Raw genomic sequence first — 23,550 nt, forward strand, 5'->3', positions numbered from 1 at the left:
AATCTATGCCGGTATTCATTCATCCTATACATTTAATGCTATCAATTTTCGGCTATCAAAACTTCTGTGTTCGTCCTGATGTACATATCCAAGCTGATTAGTTACCAGTTTAGTTTTTCCGATGCAGAACTCAGGAGTTCCATCGTGATGATGGCCATATATCCAATAGTCAACACCGCTTGCCTCAATAAAAGCATCCAGATCAGTTGCAAAAGCTTCATTTAAAACGCTGTCCAAATATTGCTTGGGATAATGCTGAAATGTAGGCACGTGATGCGAAACAACGATGTTTTTAACAAGTATCTTCTGATCGCCTTTGCCGATTCCTAAAGCAGTATTAAGAAAGGCCATGGAATCCGAATGCATCTGGTTATATTTTTCAACTGACAACCGTATCCCCTCATCCCTGATTACCCGGAAATCCATCATGCCACGTTCTATATACCGGGCTTTGTATTTCGATATTTTCGACCATAGTGTCGTAAAATGAATCCTGATCTGGTTTAATTCAATCGTACAATTGGAGATTATGATGAATGAGACCACACTATTTCGGCGCAAGCTGACCCACTGTTTCGGGGCAAACTGACCAGGGCATTTCGGGGCAAACTGACCCACCAAAACGCGTAGCAAATGCTGTAAAAGCAACCATCTTTTGAGGGCAAAAGACCCGTTCTAAGATGGCCAATTTGACAATCAGCATGAGTAAGATTAGAAAGATTTTAAGGATGAACAGCCAGGGTCGCAGTACGCGATTTATAGCTGCCCAGATTGATTCATCCCGGAATACCGTAAGAAAGTACCTGGCCGTCCTTAAGAAAAGCGGCTTTACCTTTGAAGAAGTTAATAACCTGAATGATAAGGAACTGGAAGACCTTTTCGGCAAGACCAGGGAAAACAACCAGCCAAGCAGCCGTATGCAATCCATGCTGCGCTGCTTTCCACACGTCGATAAAGAGCTTAAAAAGACTGGTATGAACCGGCAGATCTTGTGGGAAGCCTATATCAAGGAGTTTCCTGATGGCTATAAGTACACCCAATTTTGCACGTATTACAACCAGTGGAAGACCAAGGTCAATCCGACCATGCACATGGATCACAAGGCCGGGGACAAGCTGTACGTCGATTTTGCGGGTGAAAAGATGAGGTACACGGACAAGGAAACCGGTGAAGTCATTGAAGTAGAAGTCTTTGTAGCAATCCTTGGGGCCAGCCAGCTCACCTATGTAGAGGCTGTTATGAGCCAGCAAAAGGAAGACTTTATTGCAGCCTGCGAGAATACGCTGCACTTTATTGGCGGCGTTCCCGCCGCCATTGTGCCGGATAACCTGAAGGCTGCTGTAACCAAAAGCAGTCGCTATGAACCTACACTCAACGAAACGTTTGAGGACTTTGCCGATCATTACGGCACAACCATACTACCAGCTCGGGCGTACCGCCCTCGCGACAAGGCATTGGTAGAAGGTGCCGTTAAGATCATTTATACCAAGGTATACGCCCCTTTAAACAAGCAAGTCTACCATTCTTTAACAGAACTCAATACGGCGATCTGGCAGGCTCTGGAAGTCCATAACAGCCAGTTGCTCAAAGGCCGCAATTATAGCAGGATACTACAGTTTGAAGAGATAGAGCGCCAGACCCTGGCACCGCTGCCTGTATTGCGTTACCAGTTCAAAAAGCACTTCTATGCCAGGGTGATCAAGAACGGCCATGTCAATCTCGGCCCTGATAAACACTACTACAGCGTGCCTTACCGCTTTATTGGCAAAAAGGTCAAGCTGTTATACTCCCGCACCATTGTAGAGATCTACTACAATTATGAGCGTATCGCTTTACACCCGCGCGAAAAGAACCCCTACGGTTATACGACCGACAAAGAACACATGGCCAGCGCTCACCGCTTTAAAAGTGACTGGACGCCAGACATGTTCCTCAATTGGGCGACCTCCATCCATGAGGATGTCAGGCTATATATCCATCAGATACTGGAACGTAAACAACACCCCGAGCAGGCTTACAAATCCTGCCTGGGGATACTTGGCTTTGCAAAAAAAGCAGGGAACGACCGGTTAATAATAGCCTGTCAGCGGGGGCTCAGTTACGGCCTTTATAGCTATAAAACGATACAAACCATATTGGAAAACAAGATGGACAACTATGAGGAAAGCATATTTGCCGATGAGCTGCCCATGCCTGACCATGGTAATATCCGGGGAAAAGACTATTACAAATAACCATTAACAACAATAACATGAACACAAGTACCTTAGAGAAACTGCGGAAGATGAAGTTCTTCGGCATGTTCCATGCCTTTAAAAGCAGCATGGAAACCGGTAAAACAAACGATTACACGGCAGATGAACTGCTGGCCCACCTGGTAGATGCAGAATGGGACGACCGCCAGAACAGGCGCATCGAACGCACGATCCTTTATGCCAGGTTCCGCTATAAAGCCGCTATAGAGGACGTTCACTACCATGCCGATCGAAGTATCGACCGCAACCAGATCATGCGCCTGGCGGATTGTACGTTTGTTGATCGCTTCGAGAACGTGCTGATCACCGGGAGTACCGGCATCGGTAAAAGCTATATTGCTTCTGCTGTGGGTTACCAGGCCTGTGTATTGGGCTACAGGGTATTGTATACCAGTACGCCCAAACTGTTCGCTAAACTGAAGATGGCCAAGGCGGATGGCTCCTACATGAAAGAGCTGGCTAAGATCGAACGCCAGCAACTGCTCATACTCGACGACTTTGGTATCCAGCCATTTGATGCACAAAGCAGGGCGGCACTAATGGAGATCATTGAAGACAGGCACGGAAAGACCTCGCTGATCATCACTTCGCAGCTACCAGTCAGTAAATGGTTTGAAGTGATCGGTGAAAAAACGATTGCTGATGCTATCCTCGACCGGATCGTTCATGATGCACATCGCATCGAGCTAAAGGGAGAATCTATGAGAAGAAAACGTAACGTAGAACCGGAAAACAGCCATTAATGAAATTACCTTTTAAATAACTATTTTTGTACGTGCTTTTATAGCATTTGCTGCAACCCAAAAGTCAGCTAACCCCTGGGTCAATTTGGCCCGAAACAGGGTGGTCAACATCTCCATAATATACACAAGGGCTGTTCCGTCGCGCAATGAGCAGGGCGAGATCACCAACTGGTTCGGCACCAAAACCGAGATCACGGAACAAATCGTCGCCCGTGAGAAACTGGAAACCGTGCAGGAGGAACTCCGGGGATCCCTCCACGAGATCGAACAGATCCGGGAACAGCAGCACATCGCCATATCCCAGGCCAAGCTCGGCACCTTCCGCATTGACGGCGAAAACAAGATCATGACCTCCTCGGAACGTTTGAAGGAAATCTTCGGTTACCGCCCGGATGAAGAAATGTCTTACGAGGCCGCAGTTGCCCAGATCAGCCCGGAACACCGTGACCGCATCGTACAGGCCGTAAAAGACGTCTTTGAAAAAGGTGCGGACTATGACGAGGAGTACACCATCATCAGCCATCATGACGGTAAAAAGCGCTGGGTTAAGGCGACCGGCAAGCTTTATACCTCAGAAGGTTCACCGATGGGCCATTTTTCAGGCACCCTGTTCGATATCACCGAGCAAAAAGAAGATGAATTGCGGAAAAACGACTTTATTGCCATGGTCAGCCATGAACTGAAGACGCCCCTGACTTCTTTAAGCGGCTTTATCCAAATGCTGGATTTGAAAGCCAGGAAAGGCGATCAAAGTCCCTCCGGGACGATCATCGAAAAAGCCATGAACCAGGTCCGGAAAATGACCACGATGATCAACGGATTCCTGAATGTATCCCGGCTCGAGTCCGGCAAGATACACATTGATTCTGTTCGTTTCGACATGAAAGATCTCGTCAGGGAGATCGAGGAAGAAACCGTAGCTGCCAACAGCAGCCATCACATTATCTTCCACCCCGTCCAGACCACCTGGGTCAACGGCGACCGCGACAAGATCGGCCAGGTCATCACCAATTTTCTCAGCAATGCCCTGAAATATTCCCCTGCCGGTACAACCGTCCAGGTAGCCTGCGTCTATAAGGAAGGCAACTCCCAGGTCAGCGTAAGCGATGAAGGCCAGGGTATAGCCCCTAATGATGCGGAAAAAATATTTGACCGGTATTACCGCGTAGAAAACCGCAGCATGCGGGAGATCGCCGGCTTCGGCATCGGCCTTTACCTCTGTGCAGAGATCGTCAGGAGGCACCATGGCAGGATCTGGGTAGCAAGTGAGCTGCAAAAAGGTTCCACCTTCTATTTCGCCATCCCGGTGACGGAATAACCACGTATGTGGCAGGCTGTCATAAAACAGCCTCTGCCAATTCCGGCAGCTCCCGGAACAGCAGCAGTTCAGCCGGCGAAACATCCAGTACCTTTGCGATCTGTAAAAAGCGGTCTACTGTGAGTTTAACATTCCCCAGCTCAATTTTACTAAATGTATTTTGAGATATATTGAGCTTATAAGCCACATAATAATGGCTATAATTTTTGGACTCCCGGATCGTCCGGATACGTAATGCAACGTCTTTTTCGCTGACCATAGATTTCTGCTGACCTGTATACAATAAACGGAAAAGACAGATCATCGGTTTTAGATGGAAACCCATAGCCCCTTTTCTTCCCCACACATCAATATTAAAAGCGGGGCCTTAACCCCGCATCTCATTTACCCGGATCCCTACATCTTCATGCTGGTATCCTTCATCATTTTTTTGTGTTTCATCTTCAGCGGCTTCTCAATCGTGCCGTCCATGTTGACACACTGGCCGTTTTTAAGCATCATGCTTTTACCGTCTTTCATTTTGACCATGCCCCCCGTGGTCACCATCGTACCGTTGGACATCGTCATATCCTTTTCCATCATCATGCTTTTGCCATCCTGCATGACCATCATTTTCCCATCTTTCATCATCACCCCGTCCTTCATTTTCATGTGCGTCTGGGCCATGACACCTGCGCTGAACAGCAGGGCCATCAATGCCATCAATAACTTTTTCAAAATTTTTGATTTACAGTTTTTAACACAACCGGAATCCGTGAGAAATGTTCACAAAATCAACACTCCTATTCAGGATAATTCACTGCAAATCAATTATTTTAAATTATAACTGATAGTTTAAAAAAGCGATAAAAAATGCTATCATGCGTAACTTGAAAGTAAATAAAATAGGTGTCTGCGTTTTATGCAATGGCACGCTTTCTGGAGAAATCAAGACTGAACAGCTTGCAATAAGAATTTGCGGGGTAAAGCGCCACAACAAAATGTAAATGATGATAAATTCGTTCAAAGAATATTTGCTCTTCGATCATCATTTACGCCCGTGCACGGCCGATATTCTGAGGATTGCCGATAAGTTCTCTGAGCGATCGTAAAAAAAGTTGTCGAATTTGTTGACAACTTGCCTAAAATAGTAATCAAACCCGATATCCACACGAACCAATTTTTAGATGACTTGAAACGTTTAGCGGCTTTACATGAGGATTAACGAGGATTTGGTGGATCAAACCCATTTTCGATTGAACCGTAGATTTAATGATTTTTAAAATACATTACTTTCAATCATTACCTTTACCATTAACTATAAATTCTAATGGAAAAGCGTGTAAATTTCGTTGTAACTGATCTCGACGACACAATATGGAATTGGCTTTCCATGAAATCAACGAAGCAGATCCTTATCATTGGATTTGGTACGGAGAAAGGATCGGACCAAAGTTTAGAATTTTAAACCGCGTACTTTATCAGCTTTACGCGAGTGAAGAGCAAATGCCTGATACTACTTTGCTTGACCTTTCAGGATTGGGTTTTCAAAAGATAGAAAATGAGTTTACAGAAATGCGTTACTCAGTTTTTGATGCAAACCACAATTTCGAGACAGCGCGGCGGCTTGCAGAATGGAAAGACCGAGCAGGTATTATGCTCGGCACGGTTATAGATAACATCCTGTCCAAACTTATCGATACAGCTCCAAACCTTGGAGACAAATTGTGGGCAATGCTCAATACCTACAACTCAAGTGAAACGACCGAGCAACTTGCCCAAGTAATGGCCACCTGCAGACGAACTTTTGAATATATCACAGATTGTATTTTCCCGGCAACTAACGATATCATTAACGGCCATTCTCTTAAACAAGATAAGTATAAAAATCGACTATACCAGTTCGCGAGCTCGTAGCTGCCAAAACCGTACCTTACACTTCCGTTGAAATTTCGTTTAAAGGTAATCTTATAAAAATCCAGCACGAACCAATTGCCGGCATCATCGAGCCTGATTGGTGTCTGGTCATAATTAACCAGCGCAATGAGCGGATGGGAAGGCCCGGGCAATCCGATCTGATGCAGCAAATCGCTGATACTGTTAAACCTGGTCGCTTTCTCCATCATCACAAAGGTAGCTATTAGCCCTGAACAGTTGGTCGGATCACAATATCACCGATATCCACATTATCCGGTTGAGCAATAGCATAGGCTACTGCCTCTGCAATGGCAGACGCCGGGATGGAAATTTCATCTGCTTTTTGCTGATTGGCATTTCTCAGCGCCTCATTTTTGATATTGCTCACAAATTCCGATTTAACGTAACCGGGCGAAATACCCGTCACGCGCCAGCTTCCCGCCGATTCCTGCCGCAAAGCTTCGTCAATGGTTCGAACCGCGTTTTTCGTTCCTGCGTATACGCCCATTTGAGGTACAATGGTGATTCCGGCCGTAGAAATGATATTGATGATATGACCGGAGCCCTGCTGTTTGAATATGGGTAAGGCGGCTGCAATGCCATAAAGTGTTCCTTTTAAGTTAACATCGATCATCTGTTCCCAACCGTCCACATCCAGATCTTCCATCGGGTACAACTGCGCTACACCGGCGTTATTGATCATTACGTCTAATCTACCGAACGTTTTTACAGCGAAATCGGCGAGATTTTTTACTTCATTCCGGCTGGTAACATCCACCTGGGCAAATTCTGCGATACCTCCGCTTTGATTGATTTCAGCAGATATGGTTTCCAAACGTTCGGTCCGCCTGGCTGCAAGTACGACTTTTGCACCCCGGGCGGCCAGTAATTCTGCTGTAGCCTGCCCGATGCCACTGCTGGCACCTGTAATAACGATCACTTTTCCTGCTATTCCGTTGTTCATGATATCCTTTTTGATTTGATACAAAGATCCTGAAGCTAAACGGGTTGAATGTAGCCGATATGGTTAAATGTGTAGCCAATCTGGCCGAAGTAAAAGTCAAACGGATTGAATTTTGGCTACAATAATCAGCCATTCGGTTAGCCCGCCTGGCTGGGATATCGACAATTTTGCAGTAACAAAAAATTAAAATTATGAAGATCGTATTAACAGGTTCAATAAGTAATGTAGGAAAACCACTTACCACGTTATTGACCAAGCAAGGGCATGACGTTACTGTAATTACCAGTAAAAAAGAAAGAGAACAAGAAATCGTAGCATTAGGTGCAAAGGCAGCGGTAGGTTCCATGTTCGATGTTAATTTTTTAGCGGACACTTTTAAAGGGGCTGATATCGTATATCTGATGGAAACCCTGGATGCAGTTGGCGGGGATATGATGGACCCAAATATTGATTTTATCGGCGGGATCAGCGTGATCGGCAACAATTACAAATCAGCTGTAGAACGCGCGAAGATCAAAAAGGTGATACACCTGAGCAGCATAGGCGCACATACCGATCAAGGAAATGGATTTTTGGTCTTTCACCATAATGTGGAACAAATTTTAGGGCAACTGCCCGATGATGTAGCTATCAAATTTATGCGCCCGGTCGGTTTTTACACCAATTTGTTCGCTTTTATGCATAGCATCAAAACTACCGGTGAAATCATTTCAAATAATCATGCCGGGAACCAATCTGAGCCATGGGTTTCGCCGGCTGATATCGCAGCTGTAATCGCTGAAGAAATGAACAAACCATTTGCAGACAGAACTGTCCGCTACATTGCTAGTGACGGAGTATCACCCAACCAGGTAGCAAAAGCATTGGGTGAGGCAATTGGCCTTCCTGACCTGAAATGGAAAGTCATATCTGACGAAGAACAATTAGCCATTTATTTGAAAATCGGTTTCAATCCGCAAATCGCCAGGGGCTTCGTGGAAATGCAGGCAAGCCAGGGCAGCGGTCATTTATACGAGGACTACTACAAACATCAGCCGGTATTGGGGAAAGTAAAACTGGCAGATTTTGCCCGTGACTTTGCCGCGGCTTACCAACAACCACAATAAAAAAATCACAGAAGTAATAGGTGAATAAAAAGGAATGATGTTCAAGTCCTTTTTATTCACCATTTTTAACATTCTGTCTAATTCAAGAGATATGCCCATTGAGAGAATTAAAACGATCAGTGAATTTCACCGCACCAGGAGTTTGCCGCCGCCAGAACAACCGCTGATCAGCGTGGTCAATTTCGCGGATGTGAGATTAACCCAGGACCATCAGGGTAATAGCTGGGTTTATGATTTTTATTCGATTTCCCTGAAAAGAAATATTGGCGGCAAAATCAGGTACGGTCAGCAGGAATATGATTTTGATGAAGGGATCATGTTTTTTATCGCGCCGGGCCAGGTCTTCAGTATTGAAAGAGACCCTGAAGTTAAAGGCGAACGCTCGGGCTGGATGCTGATGATCCATCCGGATTTCTTTTGGAATACGACGCTTGCCAAAACCATCAAACAGTACGATTATTTTGGCTATACCACCCACGAGGCGCTGTTTGTATCTAAAAAAGAAGAAGATATACTGAAAGGCATCATTGAGAATATTAAACAGGAGTACCATGCTAATATTGACAGGTACAGTCAGAACATCATTATTTCCCAGATCGAAACACTGCTGAATTATTCAGAGCGTTTCTACAACAGGCAATTTCTTACCCGTAAAAAATCCAATCACCAAATTCTCGACAACCTGGAAAATAAGCTAACCGCTTATTTTAACAGCGAATTGCTGGTGACGAAAGGCCTGCCTTCTGTACAGGATATTGCCGTATCCCTGAATACCTCACCCAAATACTTAAGCAGCGTCTTGAAAATGCTCACGGGACAAACGGCACAACAGCACATCCATGAAAAACTGCTTGATAAGGCCAAAGAGCGGTTAACGACGTCGGAATTGTCGGTCAGCGAAATTGCCTATGAACTTGGGTTTGAACATCCCCAATCGTTCAGTAAATTATTCAAAACAAAGACGGGACTTTCCCCAATGGAATTCCGGCAATCATTTCAATCCAACTGATCAGGATTCATAGCTGAAACCTAATATTTTATTGGAAATTGGATTTATACTAACGAATTACAACATAACATACAAGACACTTAATCAGTGCCCAATATTGTTATGATTGGACTGAACAGTCTCCTACCCTATCTTAATTGCAAAAAAATTATATTATCCGACGACCTTAAACTAAGTGACATTTGAAATGGGAAAATATTGAATTGCGTAATTAGTAGAGTTAAAAGCGTTAAGTCATTTAACTATTTAAACTTCAGATTCTCACAAGCGAAGTTCGGTACTCCCCCTCTCCTGTATTTCTTAAAATGTCGCTTAATGACTGTTAAATGAAAACTTAAGTTAACGAGCAATTTGTCGTCGATCAGTAAGCATTTTAATCAGATCATTGATCCAGGAATTATTGGAAGATAAACACTGATCTGTAATTAAATACATACCACCTGTGCTTTTGTTTTTGCGGCTTTATAACTCTATAAAAGGTAATTGTAATGCCTTTTGAGGATAAAGTCATCGAAGAAGGTTTTCGCCTTCGACGGTCGGACCATTGAATTGTAACCATATTGTCCGTTAATTTTAACAACACTTAAGTGCAGCTGACCGTGGTGAATTTCATATCGGTCAAGCAAATTAATTTAAAATGTTTTTCGGCCTCATTCGTCTTTAAGAGCATGAGCATAAAAGAACTAGCGATCGGTTTGATCGAGGGCCGGATCACGAAAAGCGCCTGGGTGCGAGCCGTACGGGCCTGGCCGGGTAGTGACTTTTACGAGATCGACCTGGAAGCGCCTGACGCGGATTTTAGCGCATTCAAAGGGACGGCGCATATGAAGTGCCGCGTCGCGCCACTGATTTTCCGGGATTACACGATCTGCCGCTGGGACGCGGCCAGCAAAACCTGCACGCTTATGATCGATGCCGGACACCAGGGGCCGGGCAGCAACTGGGCCAAGCAAGTGCAAAAAGCAGGTAGCCTGCCTTATGTGGGGATCGAAGCGCACCGCTGTCCCGTAGCCGCTTACCCGGACTTGTTCTTTTTCGGCGACCAAAGTGCATTGGGGCATTTCCTGGCACTACAGCAGCTTGCCGGCGCAGACAAGCAGATCGGCGGTGCGATCTTTATGCCAGACCATGCGCACCAGGATCATTTCCGGCAGCATTATCCCGCCCTGCCACTGACACCGGTGTATACCAAGGATAATTTATTTCAACGGTTGACGTTGCTGAAATCAAGCGGGCAAGCGCTGGTTTGCCTGGCGGGAAACAGCCGGCTGGTCGCGGACCTCCGCCGGAGCTTACGCAAGGCGGGTTTCGCGGGACAGATCCACGCACAGGGCTTCTGGTAAGGAATTCGTTAAAACCACCTGTGCGCTTGGTTGTTATAGGCTTACTACGTCGAGCCGAAACCGCCCCGTTTACCGGGGCTTTTTTGTCTTTAAACATTTATCATTATGAGCAGTGCATTTGTAAAAGAGGGTGAAAGTGAACAGTTGAAGGATGTGGCGCCAAACATGGCATCCCTGATCCAACACCTGACCCGCGAATACCGCGGGCCGGTCCGCGAGCTGCATACCCTTATGCATCCGAAGCATCAAAAAGAAGTGCATGAGATGAGCGATGGCCTGGGCTATATGCTCAATGATGACCAGCAGTGGCAGGTCATCCTGGATTGAGCCATGAAGATCGCGACCTACAATATCAACAATATTAACAGCCGCCTGGATGTGCTGCTGCGCTGGCTCAAAGAAGCCGGCCCTGATATCGTATGCCTGCAGGAACTCAAATGCGAGCAGAATAAATTCCCCGAGCAACAGTTGAAGAAAGCCGGCTACAATGCCATCTGGCAGGGTCAGAAAAGCTGGAACGGTGTTGCTATCTTGGCCAAAAGCGAGATCCAGCAATTACAGGACGACCTGCCGGGCGAGGATGACGAATTTACGCACAGCCGGTATATCGAAGCTTTCATCGATGGCATGATCATCGGCTGCATCTACCTGCCCAACGGTAACCCCTGGCCCGGCCCGAAATTTGATTACAAACTGCGCTGGTTTCAGCGCCTTACCGACCATGCTAACGGTCTGGTGGACCGTGACCTGCCGGTCATCCTGATCGGCGATTATAACGTCATACCGACCGATCTCGATACCTATAAGCCGGAAAAGTATGTGAATAATGCACTGTTCCGCCCGGAATCAAGAGAGGCTTACAAAAACCTGGTCGATCAAGGCTGGACGGATGCGATCCGCACGCTTTACTCTAATGAACGGGTCTATACCTTCTGGGATTATATGCGGGACGCTTATGGCCGCAATGCCGGCCTCCGCCTGGATCATTTCCTGCTGAATAAAGCGATCGCCAAAAGACTACAAAGCGCACAGGTGGACAGGCATGTGCGCGGCTGGGAACATGCGAGCGATCACGCGCCGGTGTGGATCGAGGTTGCTGACACCGACCTGCCTGAAAAAGAACCAAAGCATACAAGAGAACAGGTCGAAGCAAAACCAGCAAACAGCCAGCCTGCATCCCTGAACATGCTAATGGAAAAAGCACCCAAAGCCCCAATGCCCGCAAAATTGCAGCCGATGAAGGCGACGCTGGTACGCGAACCTTTTGACGATGCCGGCTGGCTGTATGAGATCAAATGGGATGGGTATCGCGCACTGGCCGTCATTGAAAATGATCACGCGGAATTGATCTCCCGCAACAACATTTCCTTCGACCAGTTCCACCCGATAGCAGATCTGCTGGCTAAATGGAAAGTAAATACCGTGATCGATGGGGAGATCGTAGCCTTGGGTGCCGATGGTAAATCCGACTTCAGCGCGATCCAGAACTGGCAGCGGCGCAAGAACGGGCAACTGGTTTATAATGTGTTCGATATTTTGTGGTACGAGGGCCACGATCTGCGGGGACTGGCTTTAACGGAACGCAAAAACATCTTGGAAGCCGTACTGCCGGTTGATGAAACGATCCGGCTTAGCAAAGCTTTTGCTGTGAACGGCATTGAATTCTTCCATGCCGCAGAAAAGGCGAGTATTGAGGGCATCATGGCGAAAAAAGCGGATAGTACTTATGTGGCGGGTGACCGTTCCAAAGAGTGGCTGAAGGTCAAAGTCGAACGCAGGCAGGAAGTCGTCATTGGCGCTTTTACCCGCAATGCCGGCACGGACAAACTGTTCAGCGCGCTGGCCATTGGTGTCTATGAAAAAGGTGTGCTGCGTTACATCGGCAAAGTGGGTACCGGCTGGTCAGAAAAAAAACAACAAGAAATGATGGCGGAATTCGAGCCGCTGATCACCGATGTCTGCCCCTTCGATGTAGAACCGGATGTGGACGAACCTTCGCAGTTCCGCCCGCGAAGGCTTGGGGCAAAGCCGTTCTGGCTGAAACCCGAACTGGTTTGCGAGGTCAACATCGCCGAGATCACCAGCGACGGCAAGGTGCGGCAGGCCTCCTTCAAGGGTATGCGCAAAGACAAAGATCCCAAAGACGTGGTACTTGAAGTGCCCGAGGACACCAGCGAAACGGTGGCCGAAGTCGATAAAAAACCAATGCTGATCAAAACTGAACCTAATCCAAAAAAAGCCATGAGCAAAAAAATCAAACCGGAAGCCAGCTTCCTGGATGCGGAGAAAGACAGCCAGACGGTCAAGGTTGACGGTTGCCCGCTGCAATTCAACCACCTGTCTAAAGTTTACTGGCCGGAAGACGGGATCACCAAGCGGGATATGTTCAACTATTACGACCAGGTCGCCGAATATATGGTACCCTATCTCAAGGACCGGCCTATGTCGCTTAACCGTTTTCCGAACGGCATTCACGGCCCGAGCTTTTACCAGAAAAACGTCAAAGATAAAGTGCCGGATTGTATGGCGACCATGCCGCATACCAATGATAAAGGCGAAGAAAAAGAGTACCTGGTAGCGACCAACAAGGCCAGTTTGCTCTGGATGGCTTCGCTGGGCTGTATCGAGATCAATCCCTGGTTCTCGCGCGTGCAGTCACCTGATAACCCGGATTTCTGCATCATCGATCTCGACCCGGATAAACAGCATTTCGACCAGGTGATCAGCGCAGCCCTGGAAGTAAAAAAGGTATTGGATGCTATTGGCGTAAAAGCTTTTCCTAAAACTTCGGGATCGACGGGGATGCATATTTATATCCCGCTCGGAGCAAAGTACACTTACGACCAGAGCCAGATGTTCGCCAAGATCATTGTGACGCTGGTGCATAAGCAAATACCGGAATACACCAGCCTGGAGCGCATGGTCAAAAACCGTGGCGGCAAAATGTACCTGGACTTTTTACAGAACCGGCCCGATGCCACTATCGCCGGTGTTTATTCCGTGCGGCCTAAACCGGGGGCTACAGTATCCATGCCCGTAACCTGGGACGAGGTAAAACCCGGGCTGACAATGCGGCATTTTACGATCCATAATTCCATTGCCCGGTTAAACGAAACCGGCGATCTGTTCAAAGGCGTTTTGGGTGAAGGGATTGACCTGGCCGCCACCATTAAAAAAGCGCAAAGTATATTTCAGTAATTATGAAGAAACACGGATTAATGATCGATATGGACGGCGTGATCTACGCCGGCGAAGAACTGATCAAAGGAGGTGACGTTTTTGTGCAGCGCCTGCTTGACGAAAATATCCCTTTTACTTTCCTGTCCAACAACAGCGCGCGCAGCCGGCGCCAGGCGGTGGAAAAGCTGGAAAAGCTCGGCATCCGTGGCGTAACCGAAGAACATATTTATACGAGCGCCATGGCCACCGCGGCATTCCTGAAAGATGAATTCCCCGGCTGCAGCGCTTATGTACTGGGTGAGGGCGGTTTGCTCAAGAGCCTGGAACATCACGGCATCCGGTTAGTGGAGGAGCGGCCTGACTTTGTGATCCTGGGTGAAGGCGATGATTTTGACCTGAAGAAGGTGCGTACCGCGATTGACATGATCCTGGACGGCGCGCGGTTTATCGCCACCAACCGCGACCCGACGCCGCGTAAGCCGGGCTGGAACAATTTAGGCATTGCCGCCACGGCCGCGATGATTGAGGAAGGCAGCGGCCGGGAGGCGTTCGTTATCGGCAAGCCGAGCCCGGTCATGATGCGTTCGGCCAGTATTTACATGGGCCTCAAACCGGAAGAAACGACGGTGATCGGCGATACGATGGAAACGGATATCATCGGCGGGCTGTATATGGGTTTCAAAACCATCCTGGTATTGTCGGGCATTGCCGACAAGGAACAGGTTAACCGCTATGCTTACAAACCCAGCCTGGTAGTCGACTCGGTGGATCAGATTAAATTCCCGCTGACCTGGTGGTGAACCAACAAAGTATCCGAAGCTGCAAACAATTAAACTGGAATGCCTTTTGTATTAAAGACATAAATCATCAACAAATGAGCTCTAACAATCAAAGCGATCAAACGACCGAAAAAGGCAAGCAGCCTGGCGTGCAGGATCAACCCGATGATCAGCGCATCAAAACAGTAACGCCCGATAATGACAACGGTGATCCGGGACCGCCGGCAGAAGAGGCTAAAGACAATAAAGATGAGCGAAAATAAATTGCAACGTTTTATCAGCGCGCAGGAAAAAGATTACGAGACCGCCTTGGCAGAGATTACAAGCGGCAAGAAGCGCAGCCATTGGATGTGGTATATCTTTCCGCAGATCGCCGGCCTTGGCTCGACCGATATCTCGAAGCATTATGCTATCCGAGATATTCAGGAAGCGACCGACTTCCTGATGGATCAAACGCTTGGCCTGCGTCTGACCAATATTTGTAAAGCGCTTTTACAACTGGAGACCAATGATGCTTTCGGAGTATTCGGAAGCCCGGACAACCTGAAACTCAGATCTTCCATGACCTTGTTTGATGCCGTGCCGGCTACTTTCCCGGTATTCGGACAGGTGCTCGATAAATTTTATAAGGGGGAGCGCGATCAGCGGACGCTGGAACTGCTCGGCATTAAAACATGAAACTTGGCGATGAAATATTGAAACTGCTCAACCAGACCTATGCGGCGGATTCCATGATCGAGCGCCAGGTAGGCCGCTATCACCTGAACTTTAAAACCGATGCATTCGGCCGGCCGGTATTACTTTTCCTGGGAAAACACAGCCGCAGCGGCAAGATTAAAGGCAAACGTTTCACCCGGCACATCGTTACCGATGCCGCCGGAAAGGTCATCAAGGATCACTGGGATAACAAAGGGAAAACTTAGTTTTCCCCGATCCCTAGAGATAACGACTATTTTTTAAATACCTTTATCCATAACAATAATTGCGATGTTTCCATCAAAATATGCCTTAAGAGTTTTAGAATGCGCGCCCAACAGGTATCTGGTGTTGTCGGTTGACCTTTTTATTCTCACTGCCAGTGACCTGTACCTGGAAGCCACCGAAACCACCCGCGAGACCATCGTGGGGAGGCATATATTTGACGCCTTTCCAGACAATCCTAATATTGCAGATATCGAAGGCGTGAATAATGTAAACTTTTCATTGCAGGAGGTTTTGCGTACTAAAAAGATGCACCAGCTCCCGGTGATCCGCTATGACGTTCCTGACCAGAACAAGCCGGGTGCCTTTATTGAGAAATACTGGCATGCCAGCCATACGCCGGTATTGACCGAAGACGGCGAGATCGAATTTATTATTCAGCTGGCCAATAATGTTACCGAGCAGGTGCTTACCGCCAAAGCCCTGAAAGTAATTGAACAGCAAAACAGCGATACGAAAGCCTTGCTGACGCGCGTCACTAAGGAAATGACCGAACAGGTTAAAGCGCGGCAGGAAACCGAACGGATGTCCAACCAGTTAAGGCTTGCCGTCGAGGCGGCTAAGATCGGCACCTGGTTCATCCGGCCGGAAACCAAAGCACTCACTTATAACGAAAACCTGGCCGTAATCTTCGGTTATGAAGGAACTGCACCGATGACCTATGAGCAAGCGATCGGCCAGGTAACCGAAGAATACCGTTCTCCCATCTTAAATGCAATCGAAGAAGCGATCGCCGGGGGTGGCGATTACGACTTTACTTACCAACAACGGCGGTTCAATGACGATGAACTGATCTGGTTAAGATCGCTGGGCCGGATCAGCCAGGACGAACAAGGTAACCATTCCATATTTTCGGGTGTGGTAATCGACATCACTGAGCAGAAGAAAGACGAACAGCGCAAAAATGACTTTATCGGCATGGTCAGCCACGAACTGAAGACGCCGCTCACCTCACTGACCGGGATCATCCAGATCTCCGGCCTTAAGTTAAAAGGGCATGAGGATGCTTTCCTAAGCGGCGCTATGAATAAAGCCGGGATCCTGGTCAAGCGAATGAGCACGATGATCAACGGCTTCCTGAATATCTCACGGCTGGAGTCCGGTAAGATCCTGATCCATAAGCAACCCTTTGCCATCGATGAACTAATCCGCGAGGTCATTGACGAAACGAATTTGAGCGCTTCACCGGATGTAGTTACGTTTGATCCCTGCGACCGCGTGGAAGTGCGGGCCGACCGCGACAAGATCGCTTCGGTGATGAGTAATTTGCTGAGCAACGCGATCAAGTATTCATTTAAAAGCCCCAAAATACAGGTAAACTGCCGGGCGAGCGCAACTGAGGTACAGGTCAGCGTAAAAGACGACGGAATGGGTATCAATGAAGAAGATGCCAGGCATATTTTTGACCGTTACTACCGTGTTCAAAGCCAGGATATGAAGCATATCTCCGGATTCGGCATCGGCTTATACCTGAGCGCGGAGATCATCGAAAGGCACCAAGGCAGGATCTGGGTGGAAAGCGCGGCCGGCCAAGGATCTACCTTTATTTTCACACTTCCTTTAATACCGGTGATCGATCATTAACAAATAATAAGTGCCGGAGGGATTAATTGAGTTTATTGGAATGCTTTTTGTAAAATTGTCGCAGAACCAACAGCTAAAAGGGATTACCCTAAAATGCGTAGGGTAATTTCATTATGGATCAACAGCACAACACGCAGGGTTTTCCTTTAAACCCTGACCATACCGTCAACCTGGAACTCATCAAAGCAGCATTGGATTCCAGCATTTCCGGCATTATCATTACCGATAACCAACTGCCGGACAATCCCATTATTTATTGCAACAAGTCTTTTGAGGACCTGACCGGGTACCGGCGTGATGAAATTATAGGTCATAACTGTCGTTTTTTACAGGCAAACGACCGAAATCAAGCCGAGCGGGAAATGATCCGAAACGGCATCCAAAAGGGCGAACATGTCGCCGTTGAGATCCGTAATTATCGCAAGGACGGCGAGTTGTTCTGGAATGAACTATTCATCTCGCCCATTCGCTCCGCAGAAGGCACGGTGACACATTTCGTGGGCGTGCAGCACGATATCACCAAAAAGAAAAAAGCGGAGGCCGATCTGCAGCAGGAAAAAGTCCAGCGCGAGCAAAAGATCGCTGACCGCACCGCCGAATTGCGCGAAAGCACGGAATACCTGGACAGCATATTTCAAACCGTCCGGGAAAGTCTGGTCGTATTGGATCCGAAATTTAATGTACTGAGCGTTAACCAGCATTTTCTCAACACCTTTAAAGTCAGCAGCTCCGAAACTGAGAACCTCAGTTTGTACGAGTTAGGGAACGGGCAATGGAATATCCCTAAGCTCAAAGAATTGCTGGAAACGATCCTGCCAACCAATAATCCGGTTTTAGATTTCGAAGTGGAGCATGACTTTCCGCATATCGGTAACAAGCTGATGCTGCTCAATGCGCACCGGATCGAACTGGAGGGCGCCTACAAGGACCGGGTGTTGCTGGCGATCGAAGATATCACCGACCGTCGCGCCATAGAACAGCGGAAGGATGACTTCTTATCGGTTGCCAGCCATGAATTGAAAACACCGCTGACTACGATCAAAGGCTATATTCAAGTGATGGAAAGGTTATTGCCACCGGAAGCGAGTGACAAGCTTAAAGAGGTGGTGAAGAAAAGCGCCACGCACGTGGACCGCCTAAATAACCTGATCAGTGAGTTGCTGGAAGTTTCGCGTATCCAGACCGGAAATATTGAACTGCACCGCGAGCCTTTCAACTTTGACGAGATGGTCAGCGAAACGGTGGAAAGCTTGAAAACCGCTTTACCGAGCCATCAGATCCATATTTCAGGCAAAAGCAACGCGACCTTCAGCGGCGATGAGTCGCAGATCAGCCAGGTGATCAGTAACCTGCTGTCGAACGCGGTCAAATATTCACCTGACGCCGACCGGGTCGAGGTCCAGCTGGCGAAGGTCAATCATCAGATCAAGTTCTCGGTTAAAGATTTTGGTGTGGGGATCAGCCTGGGTGACCAGAAAAAGATCTTCGAGCGTTTCTACCGCGCCAGCGATATTCAGCAACATTTTCCGGGCATGGGGATCGGCTTATATATCTGCGAGCAGATCATCAAGCACCATGGCGGTAATCTCTGGGTAGAGAGTGAATTCGGCAAAGGCTCCACTTTTAATTTTATACTTCCGGCTCAATAAACAGCGCTCATGAAAAAGAAAATTTTGATCTGTGACGATGACCAGGGCATCCTGGAGATGCTGGAACTGATCCTGGATGACGGGGAACACGAAGTGTTAACCGAAAGCAACAGCCTCAAGGTTTATGACCTTCTGAAAACGGAAAAGCCCGATTTGTTGATCCTTGATCTCTGGATGCCTGTGTTATCCGGCGACCAGATCACCCGCCATTTGAGGGCGAACGATACTTACAAAGAGTTGCCCGTACTGGTGATGTCTGCCAGCCGCGACGGTGAAGAGATCGCCCGTAGATCCGGTGCAGATGCTTACCTGGCTAAACCATTTGATATTAATGAACTGGTGGAAAAAGTGAGCAGCCTGACGCAGGCTGCTTAACTGTGTTCGCCTTTATCGGAAATTTCTTTGATGACCTGGTCCAGCTCGTTAGCGCTGGTATCCAGCATATTCAACAGTCGCTCTCTTTCCGTGTCGTCATCAGCTGCGCGCAGCAACTTGTTAAGTCCCATAATATTGGCCAGCGGTTTGCGCACCCCATGTGACTGCATAAAGCTGATCTCGTCCAGGTGTGTTTCAGCCTGGTCAAGGCGTTCCCGTGTATCGACAAATTCGGTGATGTTGTAACCGATACAGAAAATACCTTGCGGCTGGCCCTGTTCATCCAGCATGGCTTGCATCTCCCACTGGGTAACCACAAACCCGCCTTTACCGTCGTGTTTGCGTAAGGTAGCCGGAAATAGACGCCGCGGCTGTTCGAAACACTTCGGGCCAACTTCCTCACAGATGCGAATGTCCTCCGGATGCAGCGTTACCGAGAAAGCCTGTCCTTTCAGCGTGTCTTTACCGAAGCTAAAGTTACGGTCGTAGTTCGGGCTTACATAAATGTATACGCCGTCCATCCCTACAGCGATCGTATAAAAGAAGGCTGAGCTTTCTAAGAAATTATTGATCTGGTCGTATCTATGCATCCGTGCAGCATCAATTAATGCTAAGATTATTACATATAACGTGAGTAAATGTTTGAAAGAGTAGGATCTCCATCATCAGGCGGGCAGCATAAAGTAAACGGTGGTTCCCGGCGCGGGGTTATCTTCTATGCCGATCACGCCGCCATGGCGGACAATGATCTCTGAGCACAGGTACAGGCCGATACCGAGGCCGTCAATCGCGCGGCGTTCGCCCGAACGAAAGAATTTCTGGAAAACCTTGGTGCGGTCCTGCGGCGCGATCCCCAGGCCATGGTCAGTAAATTTTACGGTAACAGCCGAATGTGAAGTATTCAGGGTAATATCGATCTTCAACTGGCCCGGTGAATACTTGATCGCATTATTCAGGAGATTAGTCACCACCTGGCCGATACGAAAACGATCAGCGATAACCGGCGCTGTTTCCAGGTCGGCTTTGATCATAATTTCGTGTTCCGGGTGCAAAAGTGCCGCGTTGGCCGTGATCTCCCTGATCAGGGCCAGCAGGTCAAAAGCTGTTTTTTGTAAGAGAATGTCTCTTTCCTGTGCCAGTACGGGTTGAGCCATTTCATTTAATAAACGGGTGATCCGGTCGGCCGAACCCAGGGCGCGGGTCGCGATCCCCAGAATTTTCGCATCATCCTGTTTTTGCAGATGGCGTTCGAGCAGTTGCAGCGAACCTTTGACCGCCGATAACGGCGTCTTCAGCTCATGCATCGCCACACTTAACAATTCGTCCCGCAGGATTTCCAGGTCTTTCATCCGGGTGATGTCGATGGTCGTGCCAATGATCTTTACCGGAACCTGGGCGTCATAAATGACCTTACCCTGCGCTTCTATCCAACGGACGCTGCCATCCGGGTGCTTCACGCGGTATTGCGCGAAATAGGGTACCTGTTCCTGAATAGCGCGGGCAACGGCCGCCTGCATTGGCGCCTGGTCTTCGGGCACAATAGCAGCCAGCATTTCCTGGTAGCTAAAAGGGAGCTCCGTGTCACGTCCGAAATTACGCTTGCATTGTTCGGTGCAATTCATCTCATGGTCTTCGGACAGGCTCACCTCCCAAAAGCCCAAAGCCGCCTGGTCAAGCGCCACCGCCAGGTGCTCGTTGGAAAGCTGTAAAGACTGTTCGGTGAATGCTGATCTGGAGGCCATTGTTTCAAATTTAAGCAACCAGCCCCTCAAAGCCAAACTTTGTAGCGGATTATTTACCTGCGATCTTGTTCAGCATGCCGCGAAAAATGAAATAATGAAAAGGCAGCATGGCATACCAATACAATCGGCCACCGATGCCCAGGGGGCGAAAAGTGGCGGTTTGCGCTACGCAATTTTTGTCATCGATCTTAAATTCCAGCCAGGCCTCGCCGGGCAGCTTCATTTCAGCATAGAGCAATAAACGTTTTTCTTCTCTACTCGCGTAGATCACCCGCCAGAAATCCAGCGCGTCCCCTGGTGCTACTTCCGCGGCATTCTTGCGGCCGCGCCGAAGGCCGACACCACCGAACAAACGGTCGAGGAACCCGCGAAAACCCCAAAGCCAGTTAGCATAATACCAGCCGTTGCGGCCGCCGATGGAGAAGATCCGCTCCAGGGCCGTAGCCGGATCTTTGGCTTCCTGCGTCTGTCGGTTCGTAAAAACACCGAACTTCGGGATCTCGATATGCGTCGCCAGGCCTTTGGCAAAGATGCGGTTGTCCCCGGCATCGTTCCAGCTGGACAGCACCATGTTCTGCTCGATCTTTTCAAAAGCCATTTTGATGGCCTCTTTGTAAGGAATGAGTTCTATATGTAATCTTTTCGCCAGATCATTTTCCTCAGCGATCACATCGACCTTCATGCTATCCACTAGGTTCTTAGCCAGCGGGTAAGAAGTAGAGGTCACAAAGTAGAGCCAATACGATGACAGCCGGGGAGTAAATAAAGGAACCACGATCACCTTGCGTTTCAGCTTGCGAAGCTGGCCGAACTGCAGCAGCATTTGTTTATAGGTCAGCGTGTCCGGACCGTAAATATCAAAGTGTTTATCATAGGTGTATTTTTTATGCAGCACGCCGGAAAGGAACTGCACCACATTGCGGATGGCGATGGGCTGGCATTTGGTCTTTAGCCAGCGCGGCGCAACCATCACTGGTAGCTTTTCCACCAGATCCCGGATGATCTCGAAGGAGGCGCTGCCGGAACCGATCACAATACCGGCCCGCAAGGCGGTCACCGGCACCTTACTTTTTCGGAGTTCTTCCTCCACTGCTTTACGGCTCTCCAGGTGTTTGCTGAGCTGCTGTTCATTGGTGATCCCACCCATGTAAATGATCTGTTCGGCTTTCGTTCCATCCATAAATTCCACGAAGTGCTCCGCGGATCGCTTTTCCTCTTTGCTGAAATCACCGCCGCTCATGCTCATCGAATGCACGAGGTAATAAGCGGCATCGATGTCTTTCGGCAGCTGCTTCAGCGTTGCGGGCTTCATCAGGTCGGCTTCAACGATGGTCACCTGCTCGGGTTTATATTTTTTGATATCGAGGCGGTCTTTATCCCGCACCATGCAAACGACCTCGTGCCCGTTGTCCAGCAGGGCCGGCAGCAGTCTTTTCCCGATATAGCCGGTCGAACCGGTCAATAGTATTTTCATAGCATTTTAACAGCCTGAGCGCTTAATTGTTAGTGTTCAAATGGATAGTGACGGATCGGTTCCCAGGGACCGCCCAGATAGCGCCATAGGCTCAGTCCGGTGGCGTTCACCAGCACTGGATGAAAATCGGTTCTCAACATAGCAAATAATGCTTTAGCAGTTTCCGGCAGCACCTTATTTTGTATCGTTACATGGGGGCGGAAAGGCTGCCGGTCCTGGGGTATGAGGTTTGGCTGAAAATGACCGCTTAGCGCTTTATGCAAAGCCATTAATATTGGGCTTTCCAGGTGATAAGCCACCCCGGCGCCAAGGAACAAAAGGCCGGTCACCTCCAGCGGAAAAGGTTGCTGGCGGATACCATCTAAATACTCAAAGGTTGCCGGCTCATCGGGCAGTTGGTGAAACAGCGTCAGGTGAGCGGCCAGAAAATTACGTTCCGGTGGAAAGTATTTTTTTCGTTCCCCATCAAAGAAATCCTGGCCGGCTTCATCAAACCGGAGCGTCAGGATCAGTGGTTTTTTTTCTGCTGCCTGCATTTATCTGAACAATATTTTACCTCATTCCAATCTTTTTCCCATTTCTTTCGCCAGCTGAAAGCCCGTCCGCAGGCGGCGCAGCTCTTTTGCGGCAGATCCGTCTTTTTAACCCCTCGCATACTTCCAGTCTTTTTTTAACGCAGCATAGAGCTCATTCGATTCGGCTGCTTTCCAGCAGTCGTAGAATATGCTGGCAGCTTTCGCTTTCTCCGGATCGCCGGTGCCGCGTTCCAGCAGCTCGTAGCTTTTAGCGGCATCATATTTCTTGCCACCCCTATAGTTGGCGTAACGCCGTGCGCGGGTATAACCCATTTGCAGTTATTTGCGCGCTAGGTCTGCGCCGACAAAGTCGCCTGCTTTGAGGTAGGCTTCAAATAGTTCAAATATCTTTTTGCTGCTATCATCCGCAATAGCCGGCGTCCTGAACCGCCAGTGCTGCCCGATCTCGCTTTTGTAAGGTTCACAGATCAATACGCCCTGCTCGCCCTTACCCACGCGATATTCTTCCGGGTGCTGGCGGTAATCTATGTCCGGCTTCCAGGCGTAGCTTTTTACATCAAAATCCAGGTAGCTTGGCTTAGCAGGCATAACAGGTCAATAAAAAAGCCGCCTCAAA

General features: G+C 48.3%; 25 protein-coding genes and 1 pseudogene. 16 read left to right on the plus strand and 10 right to left on the minus strand.

Features of this window, described 5'->3' with window-relative positions; translation table 11 throughout:
- Positions 1 to 24: 24 nt before the first annotated feature.
- Positions 25 to 429 carry a hypothetical protein gene (locus AAFN85_RS26585; RefSeq protein WP_347530923.1) on the minus strand — a complete coding sequence of 135 codons (405 nt, stop codon included), beginning with the start codon at positions 427 to 429 and terminating at the stop codon, positions 25 to 27.
- 272 nt (positions 430 to 701) lie between these two features.
- Between AAFN85_RS26585 and istA the strand changes: the two genes are divergently transcribed.
- From istA to AAFN85_RS26600, 3 genes are all read left to right on the plus strand, one after another.
- A complete protein-coding gene (istA, locus tag AAFN85_RS26590) occupies positions 702 to 2,234 on the plus strand; it encodes an IS21 family transposase (RefSeq protein ID WP_347530924.1) in 1,533 nt (510 codons plus the stop codon).
- 17 nt (positions 2,235 to 2,251) lie between these two features.
- On the plus strand, positions 2,252 to 2,998 hold the full coding sequence (gene istB / locus AAFN85_RS26595) for an IS21-like element helper ATPase IstB (protein ID WP_347530925.1): 747 nt from the start codon (positions 2,252 to 2,254) through the stop codon (positions 2,996 to 2,998).
- Positions 2,999 to 3,083: 85 nt separating this feature from the next.
- The gene (locus AAFN85_RS26600; protein WP_347530926.1) at positions 3,084 to 4,316 is read left to right on the plus strand and encodes an ATP-binding protein; all 1,233 of its coding nucleotides are present in this window, start codon (positions 3,084 to 3,086) and stop codon (positions 4,314 to 4,316) included.
- A gap of 19 nt (positions 4,317 to 4,335) precedes the next feature.
- On the opposite strand, the gene AAFN85_RS26605 is transcribed toward AAFN85_RS26600, so the two are convergent.
- Together AAFN85_RS26605 and AAFN85_RS26610 are read right to left on the minus strand one after the other, a co-directional pair.
- Complete coding sequence (locus tag AAFN85_RS26605; protein ID WP_347530927.1) at positions 4,336 to 4,641, minus strand: helix-turn-helix transcriptional regulator; 306 nt, start codon at positions 4,639 to 4,641, stop codon at positions 4,336 to 4,338.
- 71 nt (positions 4,642 to 4,712) lie between these two features.
- Positions 4,713 to 5,033, minus strand: coding sequence for a DUF6799 domain-containing protein (locus AAFN85_RS26610; protein ID WP_347530928.1), 321 nt, complete (start codon positions 5,031 to 5,033; stop codon positions 4,713 to 4,715).
- A 639-nt stretch (positions 5,034 to 5,672) separates the two neighbouring features.
- On the opposite strand from AAFN85_RS26610, the gene AAFN85_RS26615 reads away from it, so the two are divergent.
- The gene (locus AAFN85_RS26615) at positions 5,673 to 6,212 is read left to right on the plus strand and encodes a hypothetical protein (RefSeq protein WP_347530929.1); all 540 of its coding nucleotides are present in this window, start codon (positions 5,673 to 5,675) and stop codon (positions 6,210 to 6,212) included.
- 223 nt (positions 6,213 to 6,435) lie between these two features.
- Here AAFN85_RS26615 and AAFN85_RS26620 read toward each other — a convergent pair whose 3' ends face one another.
- Positions 6,436 to 7,176, minus strand: coding sequence for an SDR family oxidoreductase (locus tag AAFN85_RS26620; protein ID WP_347530930.1), 741 nt, complete (start codon positions 7,174 to 7,176; stop codon positions 6,436 to 6,438).
- A gap of 191 nt (positions 7,177 to 7,367) precedes the next feature.
- On the opposite strand from AAFN85_RS26620, the gene AAFN85_RS26625 reads away from it, so the two are divergent.
- From AAFN85_RS26625 to AAFN85_RS26680, 12 genes are all read left to right on the plus strand, one after another.
- Positions 7,368 to 8,282 (plus strand): NAD(P)H-binding protein, encoded by a 915-nt coding sequence (locus AAFN85_RS26625; protein ID WP_347530931.1) that lies wholly within the window; start codon positions 7,368 to 7,370, stop codon positions 8,280 to 8,282.
- A gap of 91 nt (positions 8,283 to 8,373) precedes the next feature.
- Positions 8,374 to 9,291: a helix-turn-helix domain-containing protein gene (locus tag AAFN85_RS26630; RefSeq protein WP_347530932.1), complete on the plus strand. Its 918-nt coding sequence runs from the start codon at positions 8,374 to 8,376 to the stop codon at positions 9,289 to 9,291.
- A 587-nt stretch (positions 9,292 to 9,878) separates the two neighbouring features.
- Positions 9,879 to 10,634 carry a hypothetical protein gene (locus AAFN85_RS26635; protein ID WP_347530933.1) on the plus strand — a complete coding sequence of 252 codons (756 nt, stop codon included), beginning with the start codon at positions 9,879 to 9,881 and terminating at the stop codon, positions 10,632 to 10,634.
- Between the two features lie 105 nt (positions 10,635 to 10,739).
- Positions 10,740 to 10,961 (plus strand): hypothetical protein, encoded by a 222-nt coding sequence (locus AAFN85_RS26640; protein ID WP_347530934.1) that lies wholly within the window; start codon positions 10,740 to 10,742, stop codon positions 10,959 to 10,961.
- Positions 10,962 to 10,964: 3 nt separating this feature from the next.
- Positions 10,965 to 13,832 (plus strand): DNA ligase D, encoded by a 2,868-nt coding sequence (ligD, locus tag AAFN85_RS26645; protein ID WP_347530935.1) that lies wholly within the window; start codon positions 10,965 to 10,967, stop codon positions 13,830 to 13,832.
- 2 nt (positions 13,833 to 13,834) lie between these two features.
- Positions 13,835 to 14,614 (plus strand): HAD-IIA family hydrolase, encoded by a 780-nt coding sequence (locus AAFN85_RS26650; protein ID WP_347530936.1) that lies wholly within the window; start codon positions 13,835 to 13,837, stop codon positions 14,612 to 14,614.
- 74 nt (positions 14,615 to 14,688) lie between these two features.
- A complete protein-coding gene (locus tag AAFN85_RS26655; protein WP_347530937.1) occupies positions 14,689 to 14,856 on the plus strand; it encodes a hypothetical protein in 168 nt (55 codons plus the stop codon).
- Complete coding sequence (locus AAFN85_RS26660) at positions 14,843 to 15,271, plus strand: DUF1810 domain-containing protein (RefSeq protein WP_347530939.1); 429 nt, start codon at positions 14,843 to 14,845, stop codon at positions 15,269 to 15,271. The genes AAFN85_RS26655 and AAFN85_RS26660 overlap by 14 nt, the downstream gene beginning before the upstream one ends.
- On the plus strand, positions 15,268 to 15,516 hold the full coding sequence (locus AAFN85_RS26665) for a hypothetical protein (RefSeq protein WP_347530941.1): 249 nt from the start codon (positions 15,268 to 15,270) through the stop codon (positions 15,514 to 15,516). The genes AAFN85_RS26660 and AAFN85_RS26665 overlap by 4 nt, the downstream gene beginning before the upstream one ends.
- A 64-nt stretch (positions 15,517 to 15,580) precedes the next feature.
- A complete protein-coding gene (locus tag AAFN85_RS26670; RefSeq protein WP_347530942.1) occupies positions 15,581 to 17,158 on the plus strand; it encodes an ATP-binding protein in 1,578 nt (525 codons plus the stop codon).
- Between the two features lie 113 nt (positions 17,159 to 17,271).
- Positions 17,272 to 18,807: a PAS domain-containing protein gene (locus AAFN85_RS26675; RefSeq protein ID WP_347530943.1), complete on the plus strand. Its 1,536-nt coding sequence runs from the start codon at positions 17,272 to 17,274 to the stop codon at positions 18,805 to 18,807.
- A gap of 9 nt (positions 18,808 to 18,816) precedes the next feature.
- A complete protein-coding gene (locus AAFN85_RS26680; protein WP_347530945.1) occupies positions 18,817 to 19,182 on the plus strand; it encodes a response regulator in 366 nt (121 codons plus the stop codon).
- Here AAFN85_RS26680 and AAFN85_RS26685 read toward each other — a convergent pair.
- The 6 genes and pseudogenes from AAFN85_RS26685 to AAFN85_RS26710 all read right to left on the minus strand — a co-directional run bounded on the left by AAFN85_RS26685 (position 19,179) and on the right by AAFN85_RS26710 (position 23,522).
- Entirely contained in the window at positions 19,179 to 19,772 is a 594-nt protein-coding gene (locus tag AAFN85_RS26685) for a PAS domain-containing protein (protein WP_347530946.1), read from the minus strand. The genes AAFN85_RS26680 and AAFN85_RS26685 overlap by 4 nt on opposite strands.
- Before the next feature lie 75 nt (positions 19,773 to 19,847).
- Positions 19,848 to 20,924 (minus strand): PAS domain-containing sensor histidine kinase, encoded by a 1,077-nt coding sequence (locus AAFN85_RS26690; RefSeq protein ID WP_347530947.1) that lies wholly within the window; start codon positions 20,922 to 20,924, stop codon positions 19,848 to 19,850.
- A gap of 49 nt (positions 20,925 to 20,973) precedes the next feature.
- On the minus strand, positions 20,974 to 22,398 hold the full coding sequence (locus AAFN85_RS26695; RefSeq protein ID WP_347530949.1) for an SDR family oxidoreductase: 1,425 nt from the start codon (positions 22,396 to 22,398) through the stop codon (positions 20,974 to 20,976).
- Between the two features lie 29 nt (positions 22,399 to 22,427).
- Positions 22,428 to 22,934, minus strand: coding sequence for a 2'-5' RNA ligase family protein (locus AAFN85_RS26700; RefSeq protein WP_347530951.1), 507 nt, complete (start codon positions 22,932 to 22,934; stop codon positions 22,428 to 22,430).
- On the minus strand, positions 22,907 to 23,053 hold the full coding sequence (locus AAFN85_RS26705; RefSeq protein ID WP_347530952.1) for a DUF2256 domain-containing protein: 147 nt from the start codon (positions 23,051 to 23,053) through the stop codon (positions 22,907 to 22,909). The genes AAFN85_RS26700 and AAFN85_RS26705 overlap by 28 nt, the downstream gene beginning before the upstream one ends.
- Positions 23,040 to 23,522: pseudogene (locus AAFN85_RS26710) on the minus strand (DUF4385 domain-containing protein). The gene AAFN85_RS26705 and the pseudogene AAFN85_RS26710 overlap by 14 nt, the downstream one beginning before the upstream one ends.
- Between the last annotated feature and the right edge of the window lie 28 nt (positions 23,523 to 23,550).

This window comes from Mucilaginibacter sp. CAU 1740, from assembly GCF_039839285.1.
In the GTDB taxonomy this organism is placed as follows: domain Bacteria; phylum Bacteroidota; class Bacteroidia; order Sphingobacteriales; family Sphingobacteriaceae; genus Mucilaginibacter.